Annotated in this window: 17 protein-coding genes and 1 pseudogene; 11 read left to right on the top strand and 7 right to left on the bottom strand. The window is 40.7% G+C overall.

What is annotated here, in order from left to right:
• Positions 1-344: 344 nt before the first annotated feature.
• The 3 genes from CIK86_RS18480 to CIK86_RS18470 all read left to right on the top strand — a co-directional run bounded on the left by CIK86_RS18480 (position 345) and on the right by CIK86_RS18470 (position 2,562).
• The gene (locus CIK86_RS18480) at positions 345-1,619 is read left to right on the top strand and encodes a HAMP domain-containing histidine kinase (protein WP_086995645.1); all 1,275 of its coding nucleotides are present in this window, start codon (positions 345-347) and stop codon (positions 1,617-1,619) included.
• Positions 1,600-2,127 (top strand): response regulator, encoded by a 528-nt coding sequence (locus CIK86_RS18475; protein WP_086995648.1) that lies wholly within the window; start codon positions 1,600-1,602, stop codon positions 2,125-2,127. The genes CIK86_RS18480 and CIK86_RS18475 overlap by 20 nt, the downstream gene beginning before the upstream one ends.
• 156 nt (positions 2,128-2,283) lie before the next feature.
• A complete protein-coding gene (locus CIK86_RS18470; RefSeq protein WP_086995651.1) occupies positions 2,284-2,562 on the top strand; it encodes a peptidylprolyl isomerase in 279 nt (92 codons plus the stop codon).
• 162 nt (positions 2,563-2,724) lie between these two features.
• On the opposite strand, the gene CIK86_RS18465 is transcribed toward CIK86_RS18470, so the two are convergent.
• The 4 genes from CIK86_RS18465 to CIK86_RS18450 all read right to left on the bottom strand — a co-directional run bounded on the left by CIK86_RS18465 (position 2,725) and on the right by CIK86_RS18450 (position 5,301).
• Positions 2,725-3,387 (bottom strand): DsbA family oxidoreductase, encoded by a 663-nt coding sequence (locus CIK86_RS18465; RefSeq protein ID WP_086995654.1) that lies wholly within the window; start codon positions 3,385-3,387, stop codon positions 2,725-2,727.
• 123 nt (positions 3,388-3,510) lie between these two features.
• Entirely contained in the window at positions 3,511-4,119 is a 609-nt protein-coding gene (locus tag CIK86_RS18460; RefSeq protein ID WP_086995657.1) for a flavin reductase, read from the bottom strand.
• A 52-nt stretch (positions 4,120-4,171) separates the two neighbouring features.
• Entirely contained in the window at positions 4,172-4,906 is a 735-nt protein-coding gene (locus tag CIK86_RS18455; protein WP_086995660.1) for an SDR family oxidoreductase, read from the bottom strand.
• The gene (locus CIK86_RS18450; RefSeq protein ID WP_086995663.1) at positions 4,903-5,301 is read right to left on the bottom strand and encodes a DUF393 domain-containing protein; all 399 of its coding nucleotides are present in this window, start codon (positions 5,299-5,301) and stop codon (positions 4,903-4,905) included. The genes CIK86_RS18455 and CIK86_RS18450 overlap by 4 nt, the downstream gene beginning before the upstream one ends.
• Before the next feature lie 120 nt (positions 5,302-5,421).
• On the opposite strand from CIK86_RS18450, the gene ppc reads away from it, so the two are divergent.
• Entirely contained in the window at positions 5,422-8,067 is a 2,646-nt protein-coding gene (ppc, locus tag CIK86_RS18445) for a phosphoenolpyruvate carboxylase (RefSeq protein WP_086995666.1), read from the top strand.
• A 119-nt stretch (positions 8,068-8,186) separates the two neighbouring features.
• Positions 8,187-9,116, top strand: a complete 930-nt coding sequence (gene cdd / locus CIK86_RS18440) for a cytidine deaminase (RefSeq protein ID WP_086995668.1) — start codon at positions 8,187-8,189, stop codon at positions 9,114-9,116.
• Between the two features lie 30 nt (positions 9,117-9,146).
• On the opposite strand, the gene udp is transcribed toward cdd, so the two are convergent.
• On the bottom strand, positions 9,147-9,905 hold the full coding sequence (udp, locus tag CIK86_RS18435) for a uridine phosphorylase (protein WP_011329945.1): 759 nt from the start codon (positions 9,903-9,905) through the stop codon (positions 9,147-9,149).
• Between the two features lie 417 nt (positions 9,906-10,322).
• Here udp and CIK86_RS18430 point away from each other — a divergent pair, with 417 nt between their 5' ends.
• A complete protein-coding gene (locus CIK86_RS18430; protein ID WP_086995671.1) occupies positions 10,323-11,432 on the top strand; it encodes an arginase family protein in 1,110 nt (369 codons plus the stop codon).
• A 142-nt stretch (positions 11,433-11,574) separates the two neighbouring features.
• Positions 11,575-12,876: a hemolysin family protein gene (locus CIK86_RS18425; protein ID WP_086995674.1), complete on the top strand. Its 1,302-nt coding sequence runs from the start codon at positions 11,575-11,577 to the stop codon at positions 12,874-12,876.
• 343 nt (positions 12,877-13,219) lie between these two features.
• Here CIK86_RS18425 and CIK86_RS18415 read toward each other — a convergent pair whose 3' ends face one another.
• Positions 13,220-13,951: a type II toxin-antitoxin system death-on-curing family toxin gene (locus CIK86_RS18415; protein WP_086995677.1), complete on the bottom strand. Its 732-nt coding sequence runs from the start codon at positions 13,949-13,951 to the stop codon at positions 13,220-13,222.
• A gap of 433 nt (positions 13,952-14,384) precedes the next feature.
• Between CIK86_RS18415 and CIK86_RS18410 the strand changes: the two genes are divergently transcribed.
• From CIK86_RS18410 to CIK86_RS18395, 4 genes are all read left to right on the top strand, one after another.
• Complete coding sequence (locus CIK86_RS18410; protein ID WP_086995680.1) at positions 14,385-15,548, top strand: efflux RND transporter periplasmic adaptor subunit; 1,164 nt, start codon at positions 14,385-14,387, stop codon at positions 15,546-15,548.
• Positions 15,549-15,560: 12 nt separating this feature from the next.
• Positions 15,561-18,692, top strand: coding sequence for an efflux RND transporter permease subunit (locus CIK86_RS18405; RefSeq protein ID WP_086995683.1), 3,132 nt, complete (start codon positions 15,561-15,563; stop codon positions 18,690-18,692).
• A complete protein-coding gene (locus CIK86_RS18400) occupies positions 18,692-20,104 on the top strand; it encodes an efflux transporter outer membrane subunit (RefSeq protein ID WP_086995686.1) in 1,413 nt (470 codons plus the stop codon). Before CIK86_RS18405 ends, CIK86_RS18400 begins: the two co-directional genes overlap by 1 nt.
• 151 nt (positions 20,105-20,255) lie before the next feature.
• The gene (locus CIK86_RS18395) at positions 20,256-20,891 is read left to right on the top strand and encodes a TetR/AcrR family transcriptional regulator (RefSeq protein WP_086995689.1); all 636 of its coding nucleotides are present in this window, start codon (positions 20,256-20,258) and stop codon (positions 20,889-20,891) included.
• A 58-nt stretch (positions 20,892-20,949) separates the two neighbouring features.
• Here CIK86_RS18395 and CIK86_RS18390 read toward each other — a convergent pair.
• Positions 20,950-21,303: pseudogene (locus CIK86_RS18390) on the bottom strand (HupE/UreJ family protein); the annotation flags it as partial.
• Between the last annotated feature and the right edge of the window lie 245 nt (positions 21,304-21,548).

Genomic DNA, 21,548 nt, shown 5'->3' with positions numbered 1-21,548 from the left:
CTGGCGAATTCAATTATACCTTATCTTCATGCTGTTTGTTTTTCATACCACAAAGATCAACACGCCCTAATGTTAATGCCTCGCCGCTAAAAAATATTGCAGAGCTTAAAAATGTGCAGTTTGTAATGAAAGCAGGGCTAATTTATAAGCAATAGCCACACTTGCTGTTAAGGCACTGGGGTTAATATGGGCTCAATAAATATTGAGCTTAATAATTATTAACCCTAGTGCCGTGGCCTTTTAATACTTCACTTTGTACCTAGTTACAATGTCGATGAATGATGACTAAGTATTGCATAAGTATTAAAATAGCTTTTCTTAAAATTCAATAGGTAACATGTGTTTTGTTAATTCGCACCGATCCGGCTATTAGCCGCCTTTTAATGTTACGCAGTGGTGCCATAGCTGTGCAGCTTATTGCTGTGCTTATAGTGTACTTTTTATTAGATCATCAAATAGCATTAACGCCCTTACTGTTAGTGATCGCTCTAGAAGCGGGGTTTCAGTTAATGAGTGTGCTGGCTTATCGTAATGTAAGCCAAGCAAAACCGCTGGGCATGCTGATGCAATTAACCGCCGACGTATTGTTTTTAACTATTTTGTTATCACTCAGTGGTGGCGCAACCAATGCATTTGTGTCGTTATTATTGCTGCCAATAATGATTGCAGCGGTAACGCTAAGTGGCAAAGGGCTTGCTTATATCGCGGTATTAGCCATTGCGGCGTATAGTGTATTACTGATAAAAATGCCCGAACATAACATGCACCAAATGAACATGAGCGGCCATTTTATTAGCATGTGGATTAACTTTGTTTTGAGTGCCAGTGTAATAGCGTTAGTGATTGGTGCAATGAACCGCGCCTTAAAAGAGCGCGAACGCACTATTGCTCAAGTGCGCGAACAACAATTACGCAGTGAACAGTTAGTAACGCTGGATGGCGCAGCAGCGCAAATAACGCATCAGCTTGCTACACCAATTGCTAACTTACAGTTACTATTTGAAGAGTTATTAGAGGATCATCCAAATAACCTTGTAGTGCAACAAATGCAAACTCCACTACAACAATGCGCTACACAATTAGATAGTTTTAGAAAGCTCTCAGCTGCGCTGCGCCTTAATAACACCCAACAACACATTACAACGGCGCAATTACAACAGCAAATTACCGATACGCTATTGCTGCAATATCCCGATCAACAAATAAAGTGGATTATAAAAAACCAAACGGGTGGCATTAATACCGCCATATTAAACAGTGATGCTATGTTGTTACCTGCTATTTTAAATTTACTCCAAAATGCAGCCACCGCTAATCAGCAACAAAGCCAAAATGTGCTTGAGCTTACTTGGCAACAAGAGGAGCACTGCGGCGAGTATGTTTACTTGCTTATTCGCGACTTTGGGAATGGCTTTTCAGCAACCCAGCTCAGCAGTTTAGGTGGGCAATTAATGCCCAGCGACCATGGTATGGGGCTGGCTGTGCTGCTTTCTAATGTGACCTTTGAGCGTTTAAATGGCTCGCTAACTTTGTATAACCACCACCAGTGTGGTGCAATTGCCAAAGTTAAATTAGCAACTGTTTTTAGCGAGCAAACTGATGAAAATATTAATTATTGAAGATGATATAAACCTTGCTAGTACCTTGGCAAGGCGGCTAACTAAATACGGTTTTAACTGCGAAATAGCACATAACCAAAGTGAGGCACTCCTTAGTGCAAGGCGGTTTTTGCCCGCTACTATTTTGTTAGATATGAAGTTAGGTAACGACAATGGCTTAGCGTTAATAAAACCACTGCGCAGCTTGCTCACACACGCGCATATTGTATTACTCACGGGCTTTGCCAGTATTGCCACCGCAGTTGAAGCAATGCGCTTAGGAGCCAACGATTACCTTACCAAACCTGTTGATATGGCAACCTTACTAAAAGCACTTAACCAAGAGCGCGATACAGCAATAACCTTAGATATTGCAACCACAGTTATGTCGCCAGAGCGTTTAGAGTGGGAGCATATTCAGCAAGTGCTACACAGTAATAATGGTAATGTGTCGAGCACCGCAAGGCAGCTCAATATGCATAGACGTACATTACAGCGCAAATTACAAAAAAAGCCAGTACAGCACTAATAACGCTAGTGATTAAATATAATTTTAGGCTAAAGCGATGCTGGTTTTTTTTCAGCGCACTCAACACATTAATGAAGCACTATAGTAGCTGCCTGATTTAACTAGCTGTGCTAAAATCGCGGCGTTTAAATTTAACCGATATTACAAGGCTTTCACATGGCAAATACAGCGCATGCACTGCATATACTGGTAAAACATAAAGAAATTGCAGAAGATATTATTACGCAATTAGGTAAAGGTGCAAAATTTCAAACCTTAGCTAAAAAGTATTCGTCGTGTCCGTCGGGTAAAAAAGGTGGCGATTTAGGTGAATTTAGACGTGGACAAATGGTGCCACAGTTCGACAAAACTGCGTTTAATGGCGCTATTTTAGAGCCGCATTTAGTTAAAACTAAATTTGGCTGGCATGTGATCAAAGTGCTTTACCGTACTTAATATTCTTTAAGTGCATGTATTAAGTGCATGTATTAAGTGCATGTATTAAATGCATGTATTAAATGCAGTTTAACAGGCTTAATACTTTAAATTAAATTAAATTAAAAGAAAAGAAAAGGCTGCACATTGCAGCCTTTTTAAATTCTTTAATTCAGAGTTTAATTACTCAGCGTTTTGCTGTGCTTCTTCTTCAGTTATTTGCTTAAAGGCTTGCACAAATGCAGCGCTAGGTTGTCCGCCGGTAAGGGCGTATTGCTCATTTATGATAAAAGTAGGCACTGTGGTAATACCCATTTGCTGTATGTCACTTTGCTGGCTGCGTACTTCTTGAAAAAACTCACCACCGGCTAAAATTTCTTGAGCACGGTCTGTATCAAGGCCAACACTTGCAACAATATCAAGCAAAGCGGGTTGCTCGTTTAAATTCACTAAGTCAGAAAAGTGGGCTTTAAATAAAGCCAGTTTTAGCTCGGTCTGCTTATTTGAAGTGGCAGCCCATGCTAATAAACGATGGCAATCGAAGCTATTTATTATCATTCGCTTATCGTCAAAGTTAAACGTGAAGTCGGCGTCTTTTCCGGCGTCTATTAAACGTTGGCGGTTATCTTTGCTTTGCTCTGGTGTTAAGCCGTACTTTTGCGTTAAATGTTCATTTAGATCTTGGCCTTCAGGCGGCATATTTGGGTTAAGCTCAAACGGTTTCCAGCTAATTTCTGCGTTTATTTCACCGTGTAATTCACTGAGTGCTTTTTCAAGGTTTTTATAACCAATAATGCACCATGGGCACATTACATCCGATACAATATCAATTTTAAGCGTTTTCATTATTTTCCCTTAGGGCAAAGCGGTAAAGCGAATATAATGAGTATATTGGGATTAATTGCAGTTTATCAATCATGATTACTCTACAGTGTATTAAAAGCTACAAATAATGTATTTGCAGCCTGGTTACTTTTTAGCATAAGGCAGGCGCATTAGTTTGTTAGTGCTGTGGTAGCTATCGAGCCCGCTTATGGCTACCGTATCTATGGCCTGTAAGTCTAAAAAGCCATCGCTTTGCAGTGCCGCTTCATCTAAATATACGTCCATTATTTCGCCAATCACAAGCTCAGTACCATTGACTGCTAAATGCTGATGTTCAATGTATTTTACCGCATATTTTAAGCGGCTTTGTTGTACAAATGGGGCACTAAATTCATTTAAATACTCAGGGGTTAAACCGGTGGCAGCAAACTCTGATTCGTTTTTATCATAACGCGCCGAGGTTTGATGTGCTTGCTGATAAATAGCACTATTAACATGATTAATAGTATAAACACTGGTTGCTAAAATATTTTCGAAAGTGTGACGGGGAACGCTATGGGGGCGTATTATCATACCAATTAATGGCGGGTGCGCGCCTAAATGAATAACAGAGCTAACAATCGATAAGTTAGTATTGCCTTGGCTGTCTTGAGTGCCAATTAAGTTAGCGCTTTTAAAGCCCGACAACGAGTTTATAAAGTGGGTACGCGTGTGTTTTTCAAGTGCTGCAATGCGCGCTTTAGTAAAATGCATTAAAAAATCCTTACTATGAAGTACTTACCATGAAATACCTACCATGAAATACCTACCATGAAATAGCAGTGCCTTGCCAATCTAGGTAGGCGGGTTCACCGTTAAGTTCTAAATTAGGGTTGTTGTTAGTCAGTTCAAATAATTGCTGCGCTACAAACGCAGGAGTAAAAAGCTTGTTTGGCGGTACATTTTTTTGAAAAGGCTTAGACAGCTCAGTGTCGGTAGTACCGGGATGAAATAAAATGAGCTTAGTGTTTTTAGCGCGCCTTGCCAGCTCTACGGCAGCAGTTTTAAATAACATATTAAGCGCCGCTTTTGATGCGCGATAGGTATACCAGCCGCCAAGTTTATTGTCGTTTATGCTGCCAACCCGGGCGCTTAATGCGGTAATAGTGCAGTGGGTTTTAGGTGTTAATAATGGTAATACACTTTGCAGGCATAGCAGGGGTGTAAGCGCATTAACTTGCAATAGTTGATTAAAATAATCGCTGTTAATGTCCTCTAGTTTTTTTTCTGGCATGTGTTGCTGATTATGTAAAAGGCCATTAAAAATAATTACCTGATGTAAATCAGCCTGCTGTTTTTGTAGTGTAGTGGTAACATTGTTTAAGCTTTGCTTTGAATAATCGCTTTGCAGTTGCGTTATATTATTTAGGTTATTGTACTGTGCATTGCGCGAGCCCGCGCTTACGCAAACAATATGGTACTGGGTTACTTGGTTATTTAAATACGCTATATAAGCTTGTGCAATTGCGCTACTTGCGCCAAATAAAACAATAGTTTTCATTTATCACCTGCACTTTTGGTTTTACATTGATTATTTTTACACTGTGAGTTTGGCATTAAAAAACGACTTATAGGCTGGCGATACTTAGCAAAAAAAGTGTATGCGCAATCGGCAAAAAAACGAATTATGGGCAAGCGAATAATCTTCAACCAAGGATATTTACCTACTGTTTTCCATGCTTGGTAGGTTACATCAAGGCCATAGATCATTATTCCAGATGGCATTCTTGCGTGTAATAACGCCATAGCTATACTTTTATCTACATTAGGAAAACGCGTATTAAAGTCAGTGGCATTAAGGTCCTCTAATATTATTTTATTATTAATGTCAGCACGCTTTAAATGTTGCATTTCGGCGTTACACAATGGGCAGTTAGCATCGTAAAAAATGATCATGTTATTGCTTTGTAATTATTTTACATATGCTTTTTTACGACACGCCATTGCAAATGGATCTATTAAATAACCGCGCATAGTGATATTAATAGTGCTCCATGAAACAAAGGAGACTGAGAAATGAGTGAACAATATGCCGCCTTGCGAGGCAATGTAAATTTACTAGGCCAATTATTAGGGCAAACAATTAAAGATGCCCAAGGCCAAGCAATTTTAGATAAAGTAGAAGAAATAAGGGCTTTATCAAAGTCATCTCGCAGTGGCAACGAAAACGACCGTAAAACACTAATAAAAGTATTACATGCGCTCAGCGATGAAGAGCTGTTACCGGTTGCCCGTTCATTTAATCATTTTTTAAACCTTGCCAATGTTGCCGAGCAGTTTCATACCGTTTCGCGTTTTAATGATGTTGGTTTTTGCCAGCTAAATCCTCTCACTCAAACATTAAAAACGTTAGCAACAAAAGCAAATAATGGCCAACTTAATCACAATCATTTGGCCGACACACTCTCAAAACTCCACATAAACTTGGTGCTAACCGCGCACCCTACAGAAGTAACACGCCGCACAATTATTAATAAGCACGTTGAGTTAAGTGATTGCTTAGCTTCATTGGAGCGAACTGATAACTTAGCACAAGAGCGCGAGGCTATTTTAAATCGTATTGCGCAGTTAATTAGCCAAGCATGGCACACCGACGATATTCGTCGCTCGCGACCCACCCCTGTTGATGAAGCAAAATGGGGCTACGCGGTGATTGAAAATAGCTTGTGGCATGCAGTGCCGCGTTTTTTACGTGAGTTTAGCAAGCATGTAAAAGAGCATTTAAGCTTAGAGTTACCAACAAACTACAGCCCAATAGAGTTTACCTCGTGGATGGGCGGAGATCGTGACGGTAACCCTTATGTAACCGCACAAGTAACCAAAGAGGTGCTTGATCATGGTCGTTGGATGGCACTGGACTTATATGGCCGCGATTTAGAAACGCTAAGTACAGAGCTGTCGATGTCTGATGCTAGTGATGAGCTGATAGCCCTTGCGGGGCAAGAATTTGAACCTTATCGCTGCGTGATTAAAACACTTAAAAACCAAGTGTTAGAAACCGTAATGCATTTAGGGGCAAAAATAAAAAATCAGCGCAGCGAAGCCCAAGACTTAATTACCGATATAAACCAAATAAAACATCCAATTGAGGTGTGCTATCGCTCGCTATTAAAATGCAATATGAAAGTAGTTGCTGATGGCCTATTACTGGATGTATTACATCGTATTAATAGTTTTGGTTTGCGGTTAGCTAAATTAGATGTACGCCAAGATTCATCGCGCCATGGTGATGTGTTTTCAGAGCTTACGCGTTACTTAGGTTTGGGCGATTACAACCAATGGCAAGAGCAAGACAAACAAGCCTTTTTACTCACTGAGCTTAACTCGCGCAGGCCGCTAATACCTAAGCGTTGGCAGCCAAGCCCAGAGGTACAAGAAGTACTCGACACCTTTGACGTGATTGCACAGCAAGACGAGCAAACATTTGGCTTATATATTATTTCGATGGCGCGCACAGCCTCCGATATTTTAGCGGTACAATTGCTGTTAAAAGAAAGTGGTTGTAGCTTTAAATTACCGGTTGCGCCGTTATTTGAAACCTTAGATGATTTAAATGATGGCCACAATGTTATTACTACTTTGTTGGATAATGACTGGTACAGAGGCCAAATTAACAATACCCAAAACGTCATGATAGGTTACTCAGACTCAGCAAAAGACGCCGGTATGATGGCAGCTGGTTGGGCGCAGTACGAAGCAATGGATAAGCTAGTGCAATTGGCCGACAAACGCGGCATAGAGCTGGTGTTATTTCATGGCCGTGGCGGTACGGTAGGGCGAGGTGGCGCACCTGCTGCACAAGCCCTACATTCACAACCACCGGGGTCATTAAAAGGTGGTTTGCGAGTAACTGAGCAAGGCGAGATGATCCGCTTTAAATTTGGTTTACCCGATGTTGCGCTACAAAGCTTAAATATTTACGCCGGCGCTGTACTGCAAAGTAATTTATTACCACCGCCAGAGCCTAAACCACAATGGCGCGAAGTAATGGCTTTGATCAGCGAAGAGTCGTGTGAGCATTATCGTAACGTGGTACGCCACGATGAAGACTTTGTACCTTATTTTAGAATGGCAACCCCAGAGCTTGAGCTTTCTAAACTGCCGCTTGGCTCGCGCCCTGCAAAACGAAACCCTACAGGTGGGGTCGAAAGTTTGCGGGCAATACCATGGATTTTTGCATGGAGCCAAAATCGTTTAATGTTACCTGCGTGGTTAGGCGCATTAACAGGATTACAAGCGGCCTTGGCAAAATACGGCGTTGAAACCTTGCAAGAAATGAGCTTACAATGGCCATTTTTTAGATCGCGCCTAGAAATGCTCGAAATGGTATTTAGTAAGGCCGACAGCTGGTTAAGTGAGCATTACGATAACGCGCTGGTGGAAGATATGTACAAACCACTTGGTGTTACCTTGCGCAAAGAGCTCGCTGAAGCGATTAGTTTAGTACAGTCGCTTAGCCCGCAAAAAAGCTTATTGGCCGATCAGCCATGGATCAAAGAGTCAATTGCGCTGCGTAACCCTTATACCGATCCGCTTAATGTGTTGCAGGTAGAGTTACTTCGCCGTGCGCGGTCAAGCGACAACGGCAGTGAAGGCGATATAGATAACGCGTTAATGATCACCATGACCGGCATAGCAGCAGGTATGCGCAATACTGGTTAATGGCTAAATAAAAATAAGGGGATTGCGCAGCGCCGTAACCCCTTATTTTATGCATATGCGCTGGCATTTTATGCGCTAACCTTTTAAACTACTTAGCCATTGAATAAAAAAATTATATTATGGCTTCTGCAACCTTTTTAGTACAAGCAAACACCGCACTAAGTAATACCCACATCTCTTTAAGCGTAGCGCAAACACAGGCTTTACGTAGCCAATTAAAAACCCAGCGCGGTATTTTAAACGCAAATAATATTAACCAACTATGCGCGCAACTTAATGTAACAAACGACGCCTTATTACAAGGTTTAGTGCCTTTAGCGTCTGAGTTTGCGGTAGCACCCATATCGAACTTTCATGTAGGTGCAATCGTTAAAGCACTTGATGAAAGCGGCGAGGTTAATTTTTACTTTGGTGCTAATGCCGAGTTTAACCGCCAAGCACTTAGTTTAGTGGTGCACGCAGAGCAGTCTGCAATTAATAATGCTTGGTTAAATGGCGCGAAAAAAATACTAAAAATAGCGATTAGTGACGCACCTTGTGGTTATTGCCGCCAATTTATGAACGAATTAGCTGATGCGCGTGAATTTGATATTTTACTGCCCGAGCAGCAATTTAAACTTGCAGACTTGTTACCGCATTCGTTTGGCCCCACCGATTTAGGCAATCAGTACAGCTTATTTAATCCAGCCCCGCAGGCTCGCTCATTTAATAATACAGAAGTAGAGCAACAGCTGGCAGCCTATGCGTTAGCAGCTTATGTACCGTATAGCCAAAACTACAGCGCAGTAAAAATCACTACGTTTAACAACGGTGACTTTTATGGCAGTTACGCAGAAAACGCTGCATACAGCCCTAGCTTATCGCCATTGCAAAGTGCATTAAGTCAGTTGTTTTTAGCTGGTTTGAGTTTTGATCAACATACCGTAAAGGGAATAACACTGTTAGAAACCGCTGGTCATGAAAACCAAGCAGGAGTGGCTCAAGCAGTGTTAGCAAGCTTTGTAAACTTGCCACCACTTGAGCTAATTAGTGCGCCATTAAGTGAGTAACTTGGCAAACTGACACACTAAAAAGTACTGTTACTTAGCGAGCAGTACTTTAGCGGCTTCTAATACTACCGCAACTGATTTTCTTTCAATTTCGCCGTGGTCAACATTAGGAATTTCTTGGCGAGTACGATTAACTAATACACCGGCTACGCACGCTGCTTGTAAACCAAGTGCCGCACACATAGTAAATAAGGTTGCCGATTCCATTTCGTAGTTCATCACCCCCAATTTTTGCCACTCTTCGCAGCTGCCTTGTAACGACTTTGGCACATAACCAGAGTGTGTATCGTAACGCTCTTGCCCTGGGTAAAATGTGTCGCTTGATGCAGTAATACCAATATGAAAATCGATATTAAGGTTTTCACAGGCTTTAACCATAGCTTGGGTAGCAAAAAAGTCAGATACCGCAGGGTAGCTAAGCGGCGCAAAATGCTGGCTTGCACCATCTAAACGCACAGAGGCTTGGCTAATTAAAATATCGCCTTCGTTAATGTGTGGTTGAATTGCGCCAGTAGTACCAATACGCAAAAAGCTGTGCACGCCAAGTTGGGCTAATTCTTCAACGGCAATCGACGTCGATGGACCGCCAATACCGGTAGAGCATATAACCACAGAATGGCCATTAAGCTCACCTAAATAAACATGAAATTCACGCGTTTTAGCCAGGCAAGTTGGGTTATCTAAAAATTGCGAAATACGTGCAGCACGATCCGGATCGCCCGGAACAATAGCCAGTTTTGCACCTTTAAGATCGTCAATACATAACCCTAAGTGAAATACCTTTTCCATAACTAAGCCTTTATAAAATTACTATCAATTTAGCATCATTACTATAATTGTTTGTTTAGTACAGGACGTATGTCCGTGTTGATTTGTTTTGATTTATTCACCCACATTGAATATTCAAGCATATATTAAAGTTACCCGTAAAATGAGGCGGTTGACTTGTATAGGCAGACATTATATTGATCGTCTAAAGTAATCAGTAAATTATCATAAACAACAGGCACATTTACACTAAGTTGTTTTTATTCATATGGTTAGTTGTTATTTTTTGGATGGTATATACATTAGTGAAGCAAGGCTAATTTAACGTTAGTTTGCTTTTAGCAAGCAGTACTAATGTTATTGTTAGTATTTAAATATTAGCAATTTTGCATAACTAATCAGTACCACGCAAAACATATAGATTTATAAGGGTTTACCATGAGCACCGAATTTCAGGAATTTAAAAGCAAAATTGAGCATTGTTTGTGCGCACCAGGTGATGGTGTATATACAGTTAACACTGCAAAAGAGCGCAAAGCTGCATTAAGAAACAAGCTTTATGGGCAAACCGAAAACATTGGCCCATTATGGCGTGAGTCGCTTAACGAGTTACCCAATTCGCCGCATAAAGCGGTAATGCTAGGTATTAGCTCAGATTGTGGCGGCGGTATTTTACGTGGCGCAAACTGGGGGCCGTTATTTTTACGCTCAGCATTACTCGATCAGCAACCTCAGTGCCGCTCATTCGATTTAGGCGACGTACGCGTTATTCCTCATTTATTACATGATAAATACTTAAACAAAGCCACTATAACCAATTGTCAAAAAGCATTATACGGCAACGAAAATAACGACTATTACGTTAGCCCACTGTCGATCACTGAAGATGTATGCGACAGCTTTTATGCAACATTTGAAAATAAAGGCATTTTTGGTATTGGCGGCGATCATTCAATTAGTTACCCATTAACAAAAGCGTATTTAAAAGCTAAGCGCACACAAGGCAAGCGTACCGCAATTATTCATTTTGATGCCCATACCGACTTATTGGTTGAGCGCTTAGGCATTGATTTATGTTTTGGCTCTTGGTGTACGCATATTTTAGAGTTTTTACCTGCGCCACATCATTTAATTCAATTTGGTATTCGTTCAAGCGGTAAACCGAAAGAGCATTGGGAAAGCACCTTTGGTGTTAAACAACATTGGGCGCATGAAATTATAGAGCGCGGTGCAGCAGCCGTTGCCGCAGATGCCATTGCGCAGCTTAAAGCCGACAACGTTGACGAAGTGTATGTTAGCTTTGATATTGACGCCCTTGATGAAAAATATGCCTCTGCAACAGGCACACCAGAGGCAAACGGCTTAACGCCACAGCACGCACTGGATATTTTATCAGCCATAGCCGATGAATTTCCGATCACCGGTGCCGATATGATGGAAATTGCGCCTTTTACCGACAGCTCGCTAGTAGGGCAGTCAAGTTCAGAAACCACCTTACGAGAAGGCGCTAAAATTTCGGCGTTTTTGATTAGTGCGATGAACAAGTAATCTTAAAGCAGGTCGAAAGGCCTGCTTATTATATTGATAATAAAAGCCTTTTAATAAATATTAAATTTAAATTGCCCCGTTTAAAAAAGCGACTATAATCCAGCTGCTTTTGCTATAAAAGCGTATTTTATTGGAGCTATAAATGGGTGATTTAGTCGGGATTGGCTTATTAATCTTGATCAGTGCGTTGTTTGCAATGTCGGAAATTGCGATTGCAGCATCGCGTAAAATAAAGTTAAGAGTGATGGCTGATGAGGGCAATGTTCAAGCAGCTGCAGTATTAAAGCTACAAGAACAACCTGGGGCATTTTTTGCCATGATCCAAATAACCCTTAATGCTATTGCTATATTAGGCGGCATTGTGGGTGAGCAAGCACTTTCGCCTTATGTGCAAAATGTTTTGCAGTTTTTTTATCAAGGCCCATTACTGGCACAAATTAGTTTTTTACTGTCGTTTTTAACCATTACTTCACTGTTTATTTTATTTGCAGATTTACTACCTAAACGTTTGGCAATGATTTTGCCAGAGGCCGTTGCTGTGCGCGTGGTAACAATAATGCGCTGGGTTACCTATGCCTTAACGCCCTTGGTATTATTTTTTAATGGTTTAACAAATATTATTTTGCGTATTTTTAAAGTACCAAGTGAGCGCGAAGATATTGTAACCACAGAAGACATTGTTGCCATGATGGATGCAGGTGCAGAATACGGTAGCCTACAGCAACAAGAATACGATTTAATCGGTAACGTATTTGACCTAGAAGCGCGCTTTATATCGAGTGTGATGTCGCCGCGCGACCAAATAGTTTATTTTGATATTAATGAGTCGAGCCATGATATTGCTAACAAAATAATAGAGCATCCACATAATCACTTTTTAGTGTGTAACGATAATTTAGATAAATTAATCGGCTCTGTAGAATCAAAAGATATTTTACGCCAAGTACTCAAAGGCGATGCAGCGAATATTAATAGCGAAATGCTCGAAAAAGATATTTTTTATCTACCCGAAACCCTTAGTTTATCAGAGGCATTAAATGCGTTTAAAACAGCCGTACAGCCTTTTGCTGTAGTAGTTAACGAATACGCATTAGTGGTAGGCATAGTAACAGTAAAAGATTTAATGAAAGGCTTTATGGGCGACTTAATTACTCACAGCGATGATGAGTTAATTGTTGAGCGCGACCAAAACTCCTGGCTAGTTGATGGCTTAACTCCCATAGTTGAGCTGGCTAAAGTACTTGATATTGATGAGTTTCCTCATCAAAATCATTACGAAACCGTGGCCGGATATTTAATTTATACCATGAAGCGTATTCCAAAACGTGCAGAGTATATTCAATACGCCGGCTTTAAATTTGAAGTGGTCGATGTTGAAGGCATTCGGGTTGAGCAGTTACTGGTATCAAAAATAGTACCCACGCCCGAGCCACCGCAAAGCTAAGTACAAACTAAGTTAGCTCGCTATTAGCAAGTAAACAGTCAAAATCACAAAGTAAAAACACCTTATTTTATTATTTTAAGGTGTTTTTACTTGGGTTGGTTTGAGCGCAGAGAAGCCCAACGAAAAAAGGCAGCCTCAATTAACATTAGCGTTTTGTATTATCGATTACCTAAAAAGTACCGAATGTAGGTCGGATAAGCAAAGCGCCATCCGACACAGTAAAATATCTTGCCAATTATTATCAGCATTTTATATTGTCGAATTTCTGGGAAATGCCATAAGCGAACATTGGTTACAGCCTCAACGCCTTAGTAAGCGTAATGCATCCGACTTAAGTAACTTGTTATATTTTTGCAAGCCATCGCATTACATTATGTCTTACTTTCATATACTTATTTAAAGTATCAGAAACACCTTTTATACTATAAAACTCCAAACTATCCACACCATATTCAGGAGTTAACTTTAAACGTCTACGTAATCCTTTTACATATTTCACATCATAATCTTCAGAACCTTTGTTGCCCTTGTATCGAATACTAGTTATAAACTTTCCATTTTTCGTTATATCGCAACAGTTATTTTTACTAATTTCAACTTCATAATTAAAGTTAGATAAAATATGTCTTAGTTCATTGAAGTTCAACATTTTATCTCTTATTTCTCTACGACGAGAATTGGTTTTCAACCAATCAGCAATAATTACAATTTCTTTATTTCTGTCTTTATCTAGTTCATGAGCAGCAATTTTCCTAGTAAATTCAAACATTTCTGCGTCAGTACACTTTGTAACCCAATATCCATTTTCACCTAGGTATACCAGCGTTGACATTAAAGCAGCTCGCTTATTTCCATTATAAAATGAATGGTTCGAAATAATGCCATGAAATAATGCGGCAGATTTATTAAAAACACCTTCAAAAATATCTTTTGAGCCTCCAGTCATATCTTTTCTGGCAACAGCACTATCAAGTAATCCAAGATCTTTAATCCCAGGTGGAGAAATAGGGTCTTCACTATCTTGAAAATATTCAGTTAGGTATTCGTGTATTTTTATCACTGTATCAGTATTCATATGACCTCAAAAAATTTAACAGCTTTATCAGAGGACACTTTCCCTATTTTAGCGCAAAAACGTCCTTATTTTATGAGCCGCCATTAATAGCAAATAGTGTAACTTATTGCCAGCTATAAATATTACGCTTACTGTAGGTTATTTAAACATGTAAAATGGGAAGTTTCCTCTTAGTATCGCTTACCCTATACCAATCACCAATCACTATTTAAAGCACAACCACGCTGAATTCAGCCCTATTTGGGCTTTACACAATGCTCTAGGGGAGTTTTGACTGTAAGCAAATAGTCGCTTTAGTCAACCAAATTTACATATGTTTACAGTATTAAATCTAGTTAAAAATAATTCTTAATTAGCATTGGAAAGTGCATGCAAATAATTTAGAATGAACGTTCATTCTAAAGTTTAAATTCAAGTTAAAAGGTAATTTAATATGCAGCGTTCCCGCATCGCGCTATTGGTATTTTCGGCCCTCGTTGGTTCTGTCGTTTTAACTGGTTGTGATCAGGCTGCTGAGCAACCTAAAGCTACTGCTTCTCAAGGCACTCCAGTAGGTGTAGTTACGATAAAAAGCCAAACACTTACACTTAAACAAGAATTACCAGGGCGTGTAAGTGCATATCAAATAGCAGAAATTCGTCCTCAAGTTAGCGGTATTGTGCAATCTCGTTTGTTTACAGAAGGTACGCAAGTAGAAAAAGGCCAAGCGCTATATCAAATAAATCCAGCCATTTTTGAAGCTGAGCTTGCAGCAAGTGAAGCAGCTGTAGCCCGTGCTGAGGCGAGTATTGCCAGCAGTAAATCAAAAGCTGCGCGTTATAAAGAGTTATTGGCAATTAAAGCTGTAAGTCAGCAAGACTTTGACGAAGCAGATGCAACTGCTAAGCAGGCAAAGGCTGAGTTACTTACTGCGAAAGCGCAATTACAGGCTGCACAAATTAATTTAGATTACAGCCATGTAGCATCGCCTATTGGTGGTCAAATTAGTAAATCGAGTGTGACTGTTGGTGCTTTGGTAAGTGCTAATCAAGCAATGGCATTGGCAACAGTCACGCAGCTTGATCCAATTTATGTTGATTTAACACAATCGAGTAATGAGTTAACCAAGCTTAAAAAAGCGTTGTCGTCGGGCTCGTTAAGTGTTGATGCAGATATTCAAACCGAGGTTGAGCTTTATATGGAAGACGGTTCGGTTTATCCGCATAAGGGCACCTTACAGTTTTCAGAAGTAACGGTTAATCCAAGTACGGGTTCGGTAACATTGCGAGCTAAATTTTCTAACCCTGAGAAACTACTTTTACCGGGTATGTATGCCCGTGCATCTATTGTTGAAGGGGTTCAAAAAAATGCTGTTTTGGTTCCGCAGCGTGGTGTAACGCGTAATTCCAAAGGCCAGCCAACGGCTATGGTGGTAAGTGAAAATAATACAGTAGAGAGCCGAGTACTAGAAGTTGATAGAACAATAGGTTCGAACTGGTTAGTGACTAAAGGTTTATCTGCTGGTGATAAGTTAATTGTTGAAGGCTTACAAAAAATTCGTCCTGGCGCGCCAGTGATTGTCACTGAAGCAACACCTTTAGCCACTCAAGCGCAATAACGGAGAGTTTAAATGTCACGATATTTTATCGATAAACCGATATTTGCTTGGGTACTCGCTATTATTGTTATGTTAGCGGGTATTTTAGCAGTTAAAAGTTTACCTATTGCACAGTATCCTTCTATTGCACCGCCTGCGATTAGTATTACTGCAAATTACCCAGGTGCATCAGCGCAAACCTTAGAAGACTCTGTAACTCAAGTTATTGAGCAAAAAATGAAAGGGCTAGACGGCTTGTTATATATGTCGTCAACGTCAGAGTCGAGTGGCTCAGCAACGCTTACATTAACGTTTAATGCTGATACCGACCCTGATATTGCTCAGGTTCAAGTACAAAACAAATTAGCAACCGCAACGCCGTTGTTACCAGAGGAAGTACAACGCCAAGGTGTTGTAGTAGCCAAAGCGGCGCGTAACTTTTTATTAGTATTAGGTTTTGTGTCTAAAGATGGCAGCATGACTAATATTGATATTGGTGATTATGTAGCCTCAAACGTGCAAGATATTGTTTCTCGTGTTGATGGTGTAGGTGAAGCGCAGTTATTTGGCTCGCAGTACGCTATGCGTATTTGGTTAGATCCAGCAAAATTACAAAACTTTAAGTTAACGCCAAACGATATTGGCGCGGCAATTACTGCACAAAATGCGCAGGTTTCTGCCGGCCAACTCGGTGGTATGCCTGCGATTGCAGGGCAGCAGTTAAATGCGACAATAACGGCACAAAGCCGTTTGCAAACACCTGATCAGTTTGAAAACATTTTAGTTAAAACCAATAGTGATGGCTCAGTAGTACGTCTAAAAGATGTAGCGAGAGTAGAGCTAGGCGGTGAAAACTATGGTGTAGTCGCACGTTTTAATGGAAAACCCGCATCGGGCTTAGGGATAAAACTGGCCAGTGGTGCGAATGCGCTAGATACGGCAAATGGTGTTAAAAAAGCCCTTGAAGAGCTTAAACCGTTTTTCCCTCAGGGCTTAGAAAGTGTTATTCCTTACGACACCACACCATTTGTATCTTTGTCGATAGAAAAAGTAGTACACACGTTAATTGAAGCTGTGATACTTGTGTTTGTTGTAATGTATTTGTTTTTACAAAACTTTCGTGCGACGTTAATTCCGACTATTGCAGTACCTGTTGTATTACTGGGTACGTTTGCAATTTTGTATACCTTTGGTTATTCAATCAATACGTTAACTATGTTTGCTATGGTACTTGCCATTGGCCTGTTGGTTGATGATGCGATTGTTGTAGTAGAAAACGTAGAGCGCTTAATGACTGAAGAAAAACTCTCGGCATTAGATGCAACACGTAAATCAATGGACGAAATTAAAGGCGCATTGGTAGGTATTGCTATGGTGCTGTCGGCAGTATTTATTCCGATGGCGTTTTTTAGTGGCTCTACCGGTGTTATTTACCGTCAGTTCTCTATTACTATTGTGTCGGCAATGGGCTTGTCGGTATTAGTGGCGCTTATTTTAACGCCTGCACTATGTGCAACCTTACTTAAGCCAAGTCATGTACACGATAAAACATCATTTATGGGGCGTTTTTTCTCTGGCTTTAACCGTGGTTTTGATAAAACAAACCGTGGTACCCGAGGTATTGTTGGCCGTATGATCAGCCAATCAAAGCGCTACTTACTTATTTATGGTGTGCTTGTAGGTGGCATGGTGTATGTGTTTTCAAGCTTACCAACCGCTTTTTTACCAGACGAAGACCAAGGTATATTATTTAACCAAGTAATGTTGCCTGCAGGCTCTACTATTGAGCAAACGTTAGGTGTAGTTGAAAAAGTAGAAAACCATTATTTGAATGACCAAGCCGAAGCGGTAAGTTCTATTTTTACGGTAACAGGCTTTAGTTTTGCAGGTTCTGGACAAAACTCAGCAATTGGTTTTGTGAGCTTAAAGCATTGGGATGAGCGCCAACGTGACGACCTATCGGTAAATGCAGTAGCAGGTAAAGGAATGGGGTATTTTTCAACCATAAAAGAAGCGTTTGTATTTGCTTTCCCACCACCGGCAATTGTAGAACTTGGTACAGCTAATGGCTTTAATATGTTTTTACAAGACCGCGTTGGCTTAGGCCATGACGAGCTATTAAATGCACGTAATATGTTGTTGGGTATGGCAAGCAAAAGCCCTGTTTTAGCGGGTGTGCGTCCAAATGGCCAAGAAGACATGCCAGAGCTGCAACTTGATATTGACCTTGCAAAAGCAGAAGCATTGGGCGTTACTCAAACCGATATAAATAGTACTTTGTCTACCGCATGGGGTAGCCGCTATGTCAATGACTTTATTGACCGCGGCCGCGTGAAAAAGGTATACATGCAAGGCGAAGCTGATTCGCGCATGGTGCCAGAGGACTTAAATAAGTGGTACGTGCGTAATAATAATGGCGATATGGTGCCGTTTGCAGCATTTGCTAGTTCGCACTGGTCTTACGGCTCACCACGCTTAGAGCGCTACAATGGTTTTTCTGCGATGGAAATTCAAGGTAGTGCAGCACCTGGCTATAGTACAGGGCAGGCTATGGATGAAATGGAGCGTTTAGTTAAGCAATTGCCAAACGGTATTGCTTCTGAGTGGTCGGGTATATCTTATCAAGAACGCTCAAGTGGTGGGCAAGCGCCTTTACTGTATGGATTGTCGCTGTTGTTTGTATTTTTATGTTTAGCTGCGTTATACGAAAGTTGGTCAGTACCATTTGCTGTAATGATTATTGTGCCACTGGGTATATTTGGTGCGATTATGGCGGCATTAATTGGTAACTTATCAAACGATATTTACTTACAAGTAGGCTTGTTAACCACCATAGGTTTGGCTTCTAAAAACGCGATATTAATAGTTGAATTTGCTATTCATAAAATGGAAGAAGGCCTGAGCTTAGTGGATGCTGCAATAGCTGCTGTTAAACTGCGTTTACGCCCAGTATTAATGACCTCGCTGGCCTTTATTTGTGGTGTTGTACCTTTGGCTATTGCGTCGAGCGCAGGGTCGGGTGCACAAAATGCGCTGGGTATCTCTATTATTGGTGGTACATTAGCTGCCTCTACCTTAGTGGTGTTATTTGTGCCTTTGTTTTTTGTTTTAGTACGTAAAACATTCTCAAGTAAATCGGCAGTAGCAACGAAGGAGAGCGAATAATGAACTTAAAAACATTAGGTTTAAACGCACTTACTTTAGCTGTATTAACGGGGTGCCAACTTGCCCCAGAGCAACAAGAAATAGCTTTACCTGTGCCTGATGCGTATGCATCGGGTGCAGAGCAAGCGCAAGCTCCGCAGCTAAATTGGCAACAGTTTTTTAACGATGAAAAACTGCAAGCGTTAATTGCACAGAGCCTTGAGCATAATAAAGACTTACAAATTGCTGCATTAAATGTGCAGCGCGTGCGTGGCTTATATCAAATAGAAGACTCGGCATTATTTCCATCGCTTGATATAAATGGCTCTGGATCGCGTCAGCGCTTGCCGGGTGATTTATCGAGTACTGGTGAGCCGCGTATTAATTCGCAGTACAGTGCTACCGTAGGTATTACCTCGTATGAGCTTGATATATGGGGCAAGGTGCGCAATCAGTCAGCGCAAGCACTGCAAACCTTATACTCTACGCAGCTGAGCCAATACAGTATGCAAGTGTCGCTTATTGCTGAGCTTGCTAATGCCTGGCTTAACTATGCAACCGACCAGCAGCTATTAGCACTGGCCGAGGAAACCCTAACGTCGCAACAGTCGTCGTTATCACTTACTCAACAAAGTTTTGATTTAGGTGCTGCATCAGCAATTACCCTAGAGCAACTTAAAAGTACGGTTGCTACAGCTAAAGTTGATATAGCAAAGTATAAGCGTTTATTAAAACGCGATAAAAATGCGCTTGATTTACTAGTAGGTAATAGCGTTGCCAGTGATTTACTGCCAAATGCGTTACTTAATCATTTACTCGACTTACCAGAAGTACCAGTTGGTTTACCGTCTGATTTACTCACGCAACGCCCTGATATTAAAGCGGTTGAGCATCAGTTGTTAGCGGCTAATGCAAATATTGGTATTGCGCGTGCTGCGTTTTACCCAAGTATTAGTTTAACCGCTAATGCGGGTACTGCATCAAGCGACTTAAGTGGTTTATTTGATGGTGGCTCGGGTACGTGGAGTTTTGTACCTACTATTAATTTGCCTATTTTTAATATGGGCCGTAACCAAGCTAATTTAGATGTTGCTAAAGCGGCGCAACAAATAGCGCTTACCACCTATCAGCAAAAAATTCAGCAAGCGTTTCGTGAAGTTGCTGACGTACTCGCAGATAGAGAAGGTTATAACGCCCAGCTAAGCGCACTTGAGCAGTTAGTGCAAAGCCGTCAAGCAACCTTTGATATTTCGCAAGCGCGTTACGACAAAGGTGCCGACAGTTACTTGCAAGTTCTTGATTCGCAAAGAACTTGGTACAGTGCCCAACAGCAGTTAATTACGGGTAAGCAGGCATTACTTGCCAGTAAAATTAACTTATACAAAGCAGTTGGCGGCGGCTGGCAAATTACCTCACCAGCGGTGCAAAATTAAGTAGTCTATATGGTCTATAGCTTTTGCTATAGGCCATCACTAGAATGTTAAATTTATAATACTTCTAATTTAACAGCGCTTTATTTGCTGTAACTAAATATTTAGATGCAATTGGTTTTTATAATAGACAGGTTAAATAGTGGAGTTGTAAGTGACCCATAAAAGTAAAAGACATGCAGATCCTGCATTAGTCGAAGCACGGCGCGCACAAGTACTAGATGCTGCAGCAGACTGCTTTCGTCGCAAAGGCTATCATGGGGCAGGCATGGCTGAAATTGCAAGAACTGCGGGTATGAGTGCCGGCCATATCTATAACTACTTTGAAAGTAAAGAAGCAATAATAGAGAGTATTATTGAGCAAGATATGCAAGAAATGTTTTCTATATTTCAAGAATTTGAAGAGCAGCCTGGCGATATCCTCACAATACTTTTAGGCAGTTTGCACAAAGGAGTGCAAAGGCATATGGATACCGGGGCGTGTGTAATCGATTTAGACATGATGGCAGAAGCGGCCAGAAACAATAAAGTGGCTACGTTACTACACGAGGCTGATACCCAAGCGCGCGATAGAATGAGACAGTTATTAATTAGCGATAGAAGCTTGTTAAAATCACACTCAGAGCAAGAACTCGATAGCCGTATTAATGTTATTTTTTCGATGATGGCGGGCTTATTTCTTCGAAAAATGCTCTACCCAGAACTCACCGAAGAAACAGTATTAATAGCACTTCGCCCAGCGATGAAAACGCTACTCATGCCTTTTGAAGTGCATGACGAAGTACTGTAAGAAGTACTGTAAAAAGCACTATAAAAAGTGCTCAAATTGGTATTAGGGCGGTTACAGGTTAAAACCGCTCGATTGACCATTGTAATGCAATCAGTGCTATAGCAAATGAACCCACCGGCATTAACCATTTTTTATACCACTGATAGCCTCTTATGCTGATTAACACCGGCAATGCTATGAGTAAAATACTGAGCTGACCAATTTCTACCCCTAAGTTAAATGCCACAATACTCAATAGCTGATAATCGCTCGACAGCCCCAACTCACCCAATACACTGGCAAACCCCATGCCGTGCAATAAACCAAATGCAAATGTTACCCAGCCTAAGCGCAATACCAGTGGCCATACACTATTAAGTGCAGCAAAAAGTACTGACAGGGCAATACCTAGCTCTACCCAGCGGCTATTAGGGTATGTGTTTGATAGGGGGCGTTATGGCAAGTTTTTATAAATGCTTCTACAATCCAGCCCAATACAAGTGAACAAAGTGTATTTTCCTAATGTGAACAATTAGCCTACTATAGTGTAAAAACAGCAACGTTTTATAAGTGGACTAAAAAAAGGCTTAACAAATAAAAATTAAAATGTTAATTATCAATAACATAACTAACGATGAATAAGTAAATGCTGGCGTGAAATTTGCTTTTACAATATTA

Source organism: Pseudoalteromonas sp. JB197 (assembly GCF_002332205.1).
Taxonomy (GTDB): Bacteria; Pseudomonadota; Gammaproteobacteria; order Enterobacterales; family Alteromonadaceae; genus Pseudoalteromonas; species Pseudoalteromonas nigrifaciens.
This window is presented reverse-complemented; position numbering and strand designations above follow the sequence as displayed.